7 protein-coding genes and 1 pseudogene are annotated in these 12,287 nt (G+C 55.6%); 1 reads left to right on the forward strand and 7 read right to left on the reverse strand.

Annotated features, from left to right (window positions below; all coding sequences use genetic code 11):
* Positions 1-6: 6 nt before the first annotated feature.
* The 7 genes from H7F31_RS25975 to H7F31_RS26005 all read right to left on the reverse strand — a co-directional run bounded on the left by H7F31_RS25975 (position 7) and on the right by H7F31_RS26005 (position 10,466).
* Positions 7-1,392 (reverse strand): extracellular solute-binding protein, encoded by a 1,386-nt coding sequence (locus tag H7F31_RS25975; protein WP_261800136.1) that lies wholly within the window; start codon positions 1,390-1,392, stop codon positions 7-9.
* 124 nt (positions 1,393-1,516) lie between these two features.
* On the reverse strand, positions 1,517-1,708 hold the full coding sequence (locus H7F31_RS25980; RefSeq protein WP_187101168.1) for a hypothetical protein: 192 nt from the start codon (positions 1,706-1,708) through the stop codon (positions 1,517-1,519).
* A gap of 6 nt (positions 1,709-1,714) precedes the next feature.
* Entirely contained in the window at positions 1,715-4,702 is a 2,988-nt protein-coding gene (locus H7F31_RS25985) for a DEAD/DEAH box helicase (RefSeq protein WP_187101169.1), read from the reverse strand.
* Positions 4,699-6,300: an SWIM zinc finger family protein gene (locus tag H7F31_RS25990; protein WP_187101170.1), complete on the reverse strand. Its 1,602-nt coding sequence runs from the start codon at positions 6,298-6,300 to the stop codon at positions 4,699-4,701. Before H7F31_RS25990 ends, H7F31_RS25985 begins: the two co-directional genes overlap by 4 nt.
* A 135-nt stretch (positions 6,301-6,435) precedes the next feature.
* Entirely contained in the window at positions 6,436-7,992 is a 1,557-nt protein-coding gene (locus tag H7F31_RS25995; protein WP_187101171.1) for an ABC-F family ATP-binding cassette domain-containing protein, read from the reverse strand.
* 30 nt (positions 7,993-8,022) lie between these two features.
* On the reverse strand, positions 8,023-9,771 hold the full coding sequence (locus H7F31_RS26000) for a sensor histidine kinase (RefSeq protein WP_187101172.1): 1,749 nt from the start codon (positions 9,769-9,771) through the stop codon (positions 8,023-8,025).
* 23 nt (positions 9,772-9,794) lie between these two features.
* The gene (locus tag H7F31_RS26005) at positions 9,795-10,466 is read right to left on the reverse strand and encodes a tetratricopeptide repeat protein (RefSeq protein ID WP_187101173.1); all 672 of its coding nucleotides are present in this window, start codon (positions 10,464-10,466) and stop codon (positions 9,795-9,797) included.
* A 243-nt stretch (positions 10,467-10,709) separates the two neighbouring features.
* Here H7F31_RS26005 and H7F31_RS26010 point away from each other — a divergent pair.
* Positions 10,710-12,260, forward strand: a pseudogene (locus tag H7F31_RS26010) (catalase); the annotation flags it as partial.
* Between the last annotated feature and the right edge of the window lie 27 nt (positions 12,261-12,287).

Here is a 12,287-nt window from a genome sequence, read left to right on the forward strand (position 1 = left end):
GGCCCCCTATTTGCTGTCGTCCCCGGATATAATGCCGGATCCCGCCGCATGCCCGATATGACCAAGCCCCGCTTCGCTCACCTGGGCCTGATTGGCCTTATCCTGCGCTTCCTGAATGGACTGCGCCACCTTCTCGGGCGTGCTTAGACCCCCGATCAGCTTCTGCAGTCCGACTCCGATCTCCGAAGTTACGCTTGGCTGCACAATGGCATCGAATGCCGGCCAAGTGCTTGAAGCCTGCCCCATAACCGTCAACACTTCATTAACGATGGGATCCGTGTCGGTGAGATCGGTGAACTTCATGGAAGGCAGCAGCTTATCCTCGTTCATCGCCCGCTTCTGCACGCTTTCGTTAAAGAAGTTGGCGATAAAAGCTTTGACGACCCCGATCTGTCCCTCGGACAGATTGGAAGAGAAGCCGAAGCCGTTGGAATACGACGCGTTGATGGAGCTTTGGTCGCCAAGCCCGCCGGGGATCGACGGGAACGCAAAAAATCCGATGCCGCCACGAGGAATCTCCGCATCCACGCTTGTAAAGTGGCTCATGTCCCAGGTTCCCGTAAACACCATCGCCGCTTTGCTCTTTAGCAATTGCGCTCCTTGCTCCGCATATTCGAAGCCAAGCGCCCCGCTCGGAAAGTATTTGCGCCGGATCAGCTCATTGTAAGCTTCGAACCCTTGGATAAACCCCGGGTCGGTCCACTTCGTCTCCCCCGTCAGCAAGCCGCCGAACGCCTCGATGCCCACGTATCGGACCATGATCGTATTCCACATCATGCCGATTGCCCACGCATCCTTCGCAGCCAGGCCGAACGGCACATATCCCGCCGCCTTGATGGTCTCCGCCGTATCCAGCAGTCCATCCCATGTTTTTGGAATGGACAAGCCCAGCTCCTTGAATATTTGTTTGTTGTAGAAAATCCCTTCGCTATAACCGCCGTATGGCACGCCATACACCCGGCCGTCGATTGTAAATTCGGACAAACTCTCGAACTTGTCCGTCAGCTCCAGCTCCTCCAGAATCGGAGTGAGATCCAGCATACGGCCCGCCTTTACGTAGAGCTTTAGATCCGCTCCGCCAAACACCTCGAAGATGTCGGGCGGATTGCCGACGGCCATCTCCTGCTTGAGCTTCGTATCGCGATTGACGATTTCGTCGATGCCCTCTAGCTGGAAGACAACGCCTTCGTTCTCGGCTTCCGTCTGCGCGACGACATCCTCGAGCACCCGCAATCTGGCTTTGCTCGTTTCCTTGATCTGCGTATGCCGGAGCGATAAGGTAACTTGCTTAAATTCCAGTTTGTCTTCGATTGCGGGGTTATTGCCGCTGCATGCGGAAGTCCCCATGGTGACAATGAGAAGGACAACGATCAGGATCGAACTTCTGCGCAAGCTAGTTAACCCTCCTTACTTGTCTCCCTGTATCTTATTATATCCACATTCGCATGCCTGCAAGGAGGTCCAAAAAACGATAACGAGGGGATACATTTCTATTATTTTTGCCTCAGTGGCATCCTCAATCTCGCAGCTTTTCGGTTGCTTCCCTTATTCGTTCGTACAGGGTTCGCCATTCTTCGTTGCCTTGCGGCGGACCTGCCGGCTCTCCGGCTTCTTGCTCTTCAGAACCGTTGCTCTTGCCGTTAATGGACGGAAGCGGCCCCGGATGCTTCAATCGGTCAAGCCGATTCCGCGATTGTTCCTTCTCCAAACGTCATCATCCTTTCAGCCAATCGTCCCGGAGCGCGAACAGATCCTTTAATTCTTCCGTGCTCATCTCCGTGATCCACTGCTCCGACACGCCGACAACCTGGTCGTTCAGCGATTGCTTGCTCTCGATCATCTCGTCGATCTTCTCTTCCAGCGTGCCGAGCGTAATGAACTTGTGCACCTGCACCTGGCGCGTCTGCCCGATCCGGAAGGCCCGGTCCGTTGCTTGGTTCTCAACGGCCGGATTCCACCAGCGGTCGAAGTGGAACACATGATTCGCGGCCGTCAGATTCAACCCCGTTCCGCCTGCCTTAAGAGACAGGACGAACGCGCCGCCCTTCTCATCCTCCTGAAATGCCGTAATCATTTCGTCGCGTTTCGCCTTCGGCACGCCGCCATGCAAGTATGGGACCTTGATGCCAAGCGACGCCTCGAGCGTTTCCTTGATCCGTGCTCCCATCTCTACGAACTGGGTGAAGATGAGACAACGTTCGCCTTCCGCCGCGATCTCCTCGCACATCTCCAACAGCCTCGCCATCTTGCCCGATCGTTCGGCATCCCACTTCTCTGTTTCCGTCTCGTGCAGCAAAAGCGCGGGATGGTCGCATAGCTGCTTAAGCTTCGTGAGCGTCGCCAAAATAAGCCCGCGCCGCTGCATGGCATCCAGCGTATCCAGCTTCTCCATCAGCTCGGATACGATGTTCTCGTATAACGTTCCTTGCTCGGCGGTCAAGGTCATAAAACTTTTGGACTCGATCTTGTCCGGCAGCGACAGCTGGATGGCGGGGTCCTTCTTTACGCGACGCAGCATAAACGGCCTTACCCAGCGCTGCAGTCCTTGTATGATCGTTTCGTCCCTCGTTCTCTCGATCGGCGCGACGACCGCCCTGCGGAAATCGGCCATGCTGCCGAGATAACCCGGATTGATAAAGTCGTAGATCGACCATAGCTCCGTCAGCCGATTTTCCATCGGCGTGCCGGTTAACGCGACCCTGTGGCGGGCGCCGAAGCTCCTAATCGCGCTGGATTGCTTTGTGTACACATTTTTAATATTTTGGGCCTCATCGAGACAAAGCGCGTTCCATTCCACAGCCCCGATATCCTCTTCATCCAGCTGCGCGAGCGAATACGAGGTGATGACCAGATCGTATTCTCCTGCGAGCTCCTTCAGTTCCTCGCCTTTCACGCGTTTGCCGCCGTAATGGATATGAACCTTGAGCGACGGCGCGAATCGCCGAAGCTCCTTCTCCCAGTTCCCGATAACCGATGTCGGACAGACAAGCAGCGACGCAGCTGCGGCAGGATCACCCGACGCCTGTACGCAGCACAAATACGCGATGAACTGAATCGTTTTGCCGAGACCCATGTCGTCAGCCAACACGCCGCCCAGCCCGAATTGGCGCAGGAACAACAGCCAGGATACGCCCTGCAGCTGATATGGACGCAATTCGCCCAAAAACGACGACGGCAGCTCGGCCTCCGGAATGCGGGACACTTGCTGCAACTGCGCCAGCCAGGCGCCGAGATGTTCGTTCAACTCGACCTCGGCCCGCAAACCATCCTCGCTTTCGCTGTCCAGCTCCATCTCCGAGCCGCCCCGCAGATGCATCTCCAGCACGTCGCGGAATGAGAGTCCCTTGCGCTTGCCTACCCGCTTCATCCAAGCGCGAATTTCCGCGACGTCCTGCGGATCAAGATGGACCCACTGATCACCCACTTGCACCAGCCTTCTGTTCTCCTCCGCCATTTGCATAAATTCGGCTTCGGAGAGATCGATATTGCCCAGAGCCAGCTTCCAATCGAACTGGACGATCTGGTCGAGACCGAACATCGGCTGCGCAGAGGAACCGACCGACGACTTGAGCTTCGCCCGCACTCTCAGCTTTCGGCTGCGAACCGCCTCCCACCAGGCAGGCAGGAGGACTGGCGTACCCGCCTCGAGCAGCCGAAGACTGTCGTGCTCCAGGAAGCTCCATGCCTCCTGCTCCGTCAAGGACCAGCGAAGCGTTGCCGCATCAATTACCGTAATTCCTACTTCATCTTCCGATTCTCCCGCCTCGGCAAGATGAGGCAATACTTGCGCCCACTTGGACTCTTCCTTGTTCATCTTGCCGACGAGCGGCTCCCGCCAATCGGCAGGCAATCCGTTGCCAGCGTCAAGATCAACGATTCCATTTGCGTCATAATCGCCATATTCTGGACCGGCCTCATCCTTGCGCTCAGCCTGCCACTCTCCGGCGGGATTCTTGGCAATCGCCCGCCATTCTCCGCCCGACTGATCCTGCAGCGCGGGGCGCAATCTCCAGCCCAATCCTTCGCCGGGCTCCAGCAATTGAAGCGCCACGCGGAACGGCAGCATATCCCTGCGGAAGCCAATGGCGATAAGCCATTCGTCTTCGTCGCTCCCCTTCTGCCTGAGCACGCCTTCGCCCATCTTTTTGCCAATGTCCGCCCAAGCGGCCGCCGCACCGTTATCGCTGGCCAGCAGTTCTTCGATCGCCGCGCCAAGCCACGACTCCGCGCGGGCATCGCCATGTTCGGCCGCATCGCGAAGAGCCTGCGCCCAATCGTCCGCGAACTCGGCGGCGTCCTCCGGCAAGTCGGCCCTCCAGCTCCTCCGTTCCTCGCTCCAGTGCCGCCAGTCCGGCATAAACCAGCCTCGCAGCAGCATCGTCCGGATCATGCCGGCGATTCGGATAAGGACGCCGAGCCGATCGCTCCACTTCACGTCAAGCAAACGGACATGACGGGGCTGCGACAAATAATCGACGGCGGCGAGCGGGCCCAGCTTGAGCAGGCTCTGTCCGCCGATTCTTTCCTCTTCTACGTCCGCTCCGTACCAAGAAGCCTTGTGCCATGCGAACAACAACGAGCGCAGACGTCCTTCCGTCAAGTCCTTTCGCTCGACCGCGCCAAGCAGCAGCGCCGGGCTTCCTTCTTCCATGCTCCATTTGCCGTCCACCGTCAGGTTCCGAAAGTTCAATGTTGTTCTCATACGCCGATTTTCCCTTTCCACAGCTCTTCCTGCAGCGCCCTGAGCCGTTGGTATTTCCCCATAATGCTTGCCACGTACAAATCCCAACGCTCTGCATCCTTCAGTCCCTTGTACAGCTTCTCCAGCTTTTTAAGCTGCTTGACGGCTATCCGGTAGCCCTGCCGATTTCTCGTGGCGATATTCGCCTCGATGGATTGATGATAGATCGGCAGCAGCGATTCCGGCGATTGTTTGGCAACCTCGCGCAGCGCCGCCGCATCCAGCTCCTCCATCTTTGCTCCGACGAGCATCTGGAGATCGGCCCAATCCTCATAACGCTTGACGTTAAGCCAATGCTCGGAGAGATCCCCGAAGGAGTATGGCAACAGCCCGATCATATAAGACGCCCAGATCTCCTCCTGCGGCCGATCCTCGTCCGCGCGGCGGCACAGCGTCATAAATGGGCCGATATTGCGAGCATTTCTGGCGGCATGCACGCGTTCGAACAAATACGCCATCCATTCCTTCGCGGCTTCCCACTTGCCGGCTTCCATCCGCTGAGCCACGCAGGGATAGATAAGCTTCTGCGTCCGTTCGAAGGCGCTTCGCGAAAATTGCGCGATGGCCGCATCGTCATCCCCGTCCAGAAAGTAGAACATGCCCGCCGCCGCATGCAGAAACGAATCGTCGTTCTGGGGTTCCTTGCGCTCCGCTGCCGCAAGCAGCGCCGCCAACTCCCGATCAAACCAGTCCCTGCGCCGCGACATCACTTCGCAATAGGCCAGATACAGCATCGGCCAATCGAATAATTGGCGCTCGGCGATCATCGCCCTATGCTTCGCCCGTTCCGCAAGCACCTCGGCCCAGCGCAGCTCCGCCTCGCCCATCTCAAGGGGGGCAAGCTCCGACAACAAGGAGAAACCATGCTCCAGCCAAGGCTCTGCCATACGCAAGAACGACATCTCGTGATAATAACGGCTAAAGCTGTCCACGGTCAGGATGGCCCGCTCAGCCTGCTCCAGCGTAAAGGCAATGGACGCCAGCCAGTGCAATCGCTGCATAGGCTTCTCCCAATCCCGCGAAGTCCCCTTGAGCGCCGACAAGACGGGCTGCAGGGCATGCAGCGAATGCCGGCATTTCCTGAACGATTCGCCGTACTCGGCCTCCATCCAGGAGAACCACTCCTCTGGCGAACCGGAAGGACCCGGGTTGCCGACGCCGACTTCGAACAAGGCCAATTGATCGGCTTCCTCCTTCTTCTCCGGCTTCACGAGCTTGCTCGCGGGCGCCAATCCGAGCAGTCTGAAGTACGAAGCCTCCGCGGCTTCTTCTCCTTCCCGGAACGCCACATAATAGAAGTAGACGGCAACCATGTGCTTGCAATAATCGCCGTACGGACAGGTGCACTTGCTGTAGCGGAACTGTTCGGCGTCGATGACGACCGCATACAGCTCGGTCCCTTGGACGATGCCCGTCAAAATGTCGCTCGTCGTTTCCTTCGCGCTTTGAACGTAGCCGTTTTTGAAGTACTGCCAGCCGCGCTTGATCATGATGCCTTCTATGTTTTCGCCCATTTGTCCTTCGAGCGCCGTTAACATTCTGTCGTCGAATACACGCATTGCAGTCTTCCACCCGCCTCTCATCCGTTCTTTGCATTCTTTCCATTATAACACAAAAAAACGCCATCCCGGAGGCGCGAGCCCCAGGATGGCGTTCCTGTTAAATCGTCGATTTCGCTTAAAAGTTTTTCTCTATCACCCCACGCTTTGCATCGCCCATGCTTCCACATCCCAAATCTTGGTTACCCAGTCCTCGTAAAATTCGGGTTCGTGGGACACAAGAACAACCGAGCCTTTGTAAGCTTGCAAAGCCCGTTTCAATTCGGCTTTGGCATATACGTCCAAGTGGTTGGTCGGCTCGTCGAACAGGATCCAATTGCTTTCCCGCATCATCAGCTTGCAAAGACGAACCTTGGCTTGCTCGCCGCCGCTAAGCTGATTAAGGGCCCGCGTAATATGTTCATTTTTTAAACCGCAACGAGCTAATGCTGCCCGAACCTCATGCTGGCTCATCGAAGAGAACTCGTCCCATACGTCTTCCAGCGGAGTCATCGTGGGAGCCTTGGCTTCCTGTTCGAAGTAAGCGGGCGATAAATAATCGCCCAAATACGTTTTGCCATCCAGAGGAGCAACGACTCCCAGAATCGTTTTAAGGAGCGTAGACTTTCCTACGCCGTTGCAACCTACGATTGCAATCTTATCGCCACGCTCGATGACCATATCCATCTTGGGAAGCAGCGGCTTATTGTAGCCGATGACCATTCCCTCCGCTTCGAATACGGTTTTGCCGCTCGTTCTGGATTCTTTGAAGTTAAAGGTCGGTCTTGCCGCTTCCTCCGGCTTGTCGATCCGGTCTATGCGGTCAAGCTGCTTTTCCCGGCTTTTTGCCCGCCCCGAGGTCGAAGCGCGCGCTTTGTTTTTCTGAATAAACTCTTCTTGTTTTTTAATATATTCCTGTTGTTTCTCGTAGGCGTCGATATGCTGCGATTTGTTCAGTTCGGCCATCTCCAGGAACTTATCGTAATTGGCCGAGTAACGCGTCAATTTCGTGAATTCGAGATGATAGATCACGCCCACGACCTGATTCATGAAGGACGTCTCATGGGAAATCAGAATAAACGCGTGCGGATAATTTCTTAAATAATTCGTAAGCCAGTTAATATGCTCGTCATCCAAATAGTTTGTAGGCTCGTCCAGCAATAACACGCCCGGCTTCTCCAGCAGAAGCTTGGCGAGCAGCACCTTCGTCCGTTGTCCGCCGCTTAACGCCGTCACATCGCGGTCGAGTCCGATCGCGGTTAGGCCTAAACCGTTGGCCATCTCGTCGACCTTAACGTCGATGAGATAGAAATCGCCGATTTCAAGCTCCTCTTGAATCTCTCCCATCCGAATCAATAGCTGCTCCAGCGTATCCGGGTCTGCGTCGCCCATCTGCAACGTAATTTCATTCAGCTCGTTTTCCAGCACGAGCAAAGGAGCGAAGGCGTCCTTCAGCACGTCACGGATAGTCTTTCCCGCTTCGAGCTTCGTATGTTGGTCCAAATAACCGTATTGAACGCGCGGCGTCCATTCGACCTTGCCTTCGTCCTTGAGCAGCTTCCCCGTCAAAATATTCATAAGGGTGGACTTCCCTGTGCCGTTTGCGCCTACCAACCCGACATGCTCCCCCTCCAACAAGCGGAAGGAAACGTTTCTAAACAATACCCGATCGCCAAACGTATGCGATAATTGCTCAACTGTCAACAAACTCATATTTCTTTATCTCCATTCTTTTGCATTTAACTATGCGAGTGGAATATACACGGACAAAGTCAGCTTATCCGGGCTTGTCGCAAATACGGTGACTTTGCCCTTGTATCGTTCTGCAATCGATTGGACGATCGACAAGCCGAGTCCTTGATGATCATCCTGCTTCGTGGAGAAACCTGCTTTAAACAGCGGTTTCTGGACGAGCTCCTCGGCATTAAGACAGGTATTCGTAATAATGATTTCCAGCGCGTTCCCCCTCTGCGCGACGGCAAGCTCTACCTCCCGCATGCTTTCGTCGTATTTCAGCACTTCGTCGAAGGCATTGTCGATGAGATTGCCCAGTACACGATTCATATCCAGCGTCTTGGCCCCCATGTCCTGCAGATCAAGACCGCTTACGCTGCATTCCAATGTGATCCGGTAGCTCTCCGCCTGCGAGATTTTGGAACGGATAAGCGCGGCGATCGCCGGATTGCCGATATTGATATAATCGTTGACGGAGCGGATATCGCTGGTCAATTCTTTGGTGTAGGCTACAAGCTCCTGATGTTTGTTAAGCTCCGCAAGCGCCCTGATCGTCTGGACATGGTTCAGGAAATCGTGCCGCTGGGCTTTGACGGAGTGGAACAAGCTGTTGATCTCTTCCACGTACGTCTCCTGGGCGACTTGTACGGCTTTCTCGCGGGTATATTTGTAATAGCGGAGAGCGGTGTAGGCAATCGCCAGGCTAACGATGGACAATAGAGCAATGATAAGTCCGAGATTAAGAAACTGGTTGTCCAGTTTGCTCTTAATAACCTCGTAATCCGAAGCGATCGTCAGCACGTAGCTGTCCAACTGCTTGCCGTATTCGTCCGTAATGCTGATCCCTTTGTCTTTTACGAATACGGGGATAAACAGCTTATAGACCGACTTGCCCCCTGCCTTTTCCTCCAGCGTGAGCACTTCGTGCTCCTGGTAAGCGCGGCGTACGTATTCGACATCGCGATCCAGCTTAATCGTATAATCGCCATAGATGACGGGACGCTGCACATGATGCTCCTGCTCCTCGCCGTTCTCCGTAGGCGTCCAGATCCCGTCCGGAAAGGTCGCCGGATTGATGGCCGCAATCTCCATAATGGAGTCGCTTCTGTTCTCCAGCTCGGAGATCAGACGTTCCGCTCCCGTAATCCGGTTGTACTCGTCAAGCCTCGCAAAGCTGATGTATGGATCTGTAATATAATTTGTTGTTCCGTCGTAATAGTAGCCCCACTTGTAAACTTTGTCCAGCTCCGTGGAGGATACTTCGAACGGACCGCTCCAGAAGTTCTCCATGGACTGCCCCAGCCACTCTTCCTTGACGACTTCCTTCGCGAACAGCTGCTTGAATACCTGATGCCAGGGATCCCAGCTCTTCGTGCTCTTGCCAATCTGCGAACCATCGGATGAGCGGTGCAGCACGATATCATTGCCCGTTTGCTTCAGCAGCGTAATATGGGCGATGTCCAGCTTCCTGCTCAGCTCCTGAAGCTGCTCCGAAGTCACTTTTTCCACGTCGGGATCAAGGGCGTACTGGGCGGCAATGGACGCCGCGCGAAGCTCCCGGCCGATCTGATCCTCATAATGCTCGGCGCCCATGCGAGACTGCTCGACGGCGATTTCGATCTGACTCGCAAGCGTCAGCAGCTCTTCCCTATGACTTTCTTCCAAAGTTGATTTGGTCAAGAAGTAGTAGACCGTGTTATTAACTAATATGAGCGTAACGATGACGCCGATTGCGATCAGCCATAGATTGCGTTGCATGTGTTGCATCTTGCCCCTTTACCTTATTTTTTGAGCAGCAGCCGCAGTGCCCAGCCGCGCTCCGCGCGTTTCCTGTACTTAGGCAAGGAACGATAGACGCGCAGCCCTTCCTCCGCCGAGCTCTTTGCCTCCGCTTCTTTCCCCATCCGTTTGTAGACCTCGGCAAGCCGGTAGTAGGATTCGCACGAGGAAGAATGGATGTCCTGGAACGCGCGCAAATAGCGAAGAGCCTTCTCTTGATCGCCGCCGTCCGCGCTCATCGCCGCAAGCCTCAAATAGGGCGTGCCGTATTTGACCCTCGAATTAATCTCGAGCGCGCGCAACAGGGCAGCTTCTCCCTCCGCCTTATTGCCTTCGGCCGCCAGCGCCAGCCCCAGATCGGCCCAATATTCCGCCGAATCCTCCAGAACTCTTTTGAGCGGCTCCAGCAAACGAATCGCTTCTCCGTATTTCTTTTTGTCGATGAGCAGCCGGGCAAGCTCTTGCTTCGCGGACACGTCATTTGGAGAAGCCGTCATTATGTTCCTTAACTTGCGGATTCGCGAGTTGCGCTTAAGCGGCGCCAGCAGACTGGGAGACAAGCCTACGAATCTGCGGTCTATGACATACAAAATAAACAGCAACAGAATGATGGCAAAAAACGGGTTGCCAAGCAGCCAGGACAACCACAGGAATAAAAAGGTCAGCTTGAACATGAATTCGTTCCCCCATAACGATCGATATCAATGACAAATAATCTCGTTCCATCATACCACAATCAGGGATTTTGTAACGGGTTGGCATCGTATTTCATACTTGCTTTTCGCATATTCATTCCACCGCCGCAACATACTACACGGGAAACATTACCACATCAGCCCAAGGAGGCAGACAATCTCATGGACAACAAAAGAGGCGCCAAGGACGAGCGAAGCCGCGGTCTGGCACCGGGAGAGACCGAGCAGTCGCTGACGGATCGCCAAGGGCATCCCATTACAGACAACCAGAATATTCGCACGATCGGCAACAGAGGACCTTCAACGCTGGAGAACTATCATTTTATCGAAAAAATATCGCATTTCGACCGCGAGCGCGTGCCGGAACGGGTCGTTCATGGCAGAGGCGCCGGCGCTCACGGCTACTTCGAAGCGTACGGAAAGCTTGGCGATGAGCCCGTCTCGAAATATACTCGGGCCAAGCTGTTCCAAGAAGCAGGCAAGCAGACGCCGGTCTTCGTCCGCTTCTCTTCCGTCATTCACGGCGGACACTCTCCCGAGACGCTTCGGGATCCGCGCGGCTTCGCGGTCAAATTTTATACGGAGGACGGCAATTGGGATCTCGTCGGCAACAATCTAAAGATTTTCTTTATCAGAGACGCCATGAAGTTCCCGGATATGGTTCACGCGTTTAAGCCCGATCCCGTCACGAACGTGCAAAGCATGGAGCGGTTCTTCGACTTCGTCTCCCAGTCGCCGGAAGCGACGCATATGATAACGTTCCTGTTCTCGCCTTGGGGGGTTCCTGCCAATTACCGGCAGATGCAGGGCTCCGGCGTCAACACGTACAAATGGGTCAATGCCGAAGGCAAGGGCGTGCTTGTCAAATATCATTGGGAGCCGCTGAAGCAGGGCATTCGCAACCTGACCCAGGATGAAGCGGAGAAGATTCAAGCGAAGAACTTCAATCATGCCACGCAGGATCTGTACGAGGCGATCGAAAACGGCGATTACCCGGAGTGGGAGCTGCAAGTGCAGTGGATGAGCGACGACGAACATCCCGAGCTTGATTTCGACCCGCTTGACGATACAAAGCTGTGGCCGCCGGAGCAATTCCCTATGCTGCCCGTCGGCAAGATGGTGCTTAACCGCAATCCGGCCAACTATTTCGCCGAAGTGGAGCAAGCGGCGTTCGGCACGGGCGTGCTCGTAGACGGGCTCGACTTCTCCGACGACAAAATGCTGCAGGGCCGTACCTTCTCGTATTCCGATACGCAGCGCTACCGGGTCGGCAGCAACTATTTGCAGCTCCCTATCAATGCGCCGAAAAAACGCGTGGCAACCAATCAGCGCGACGGGCAGATGGCGTTTTACGTAGACGTAGCTCCCGGACAGAACCCGCATATTAACTACGAACCGTCTTCGCTGGGCGGACTGACCGAGGCCGACCGGCCGGGGGAACCGCACGAGCCGTTGTATAATGCCAAGCTGACGCGGCAGAAGATCGACCGGGAGAACAACTTCGCGCAGGCGGGCGACACCTACCGTAAGCTCGAGCAGTGGGAGCGCGACGATCTCATTGCGAATCTCGTCGACGCGCTCGGCACGTGCACCGATCACATCCGCGAGACGATGATCAGCCACTTGACGGCAGCGGACGCCGACTACGGACGGCGAGTGGCGGAAGGTCTGGCGGCGGCCGGCAGCGCGGGCAACGGACATGTCGGCACGAAAGCCGCGAACGATGGCATGGAAATGGCGGCCGAGCTCGGCCATTCGACCGACGGCTATTGATTCCGACGAGCAACAAGCAAGAAGAGC

This window comes from Paenibacillus sp. PAMC21692, from assembly GCF_014303795.1.
Taxonomy (GTDB): domain Bacteria; phylum Bacillota; class Bacilli; order Paenibacillales; family Paenibacillaceae; genus Pristimantibacillus; species Pristimantibacillus agaridevorans.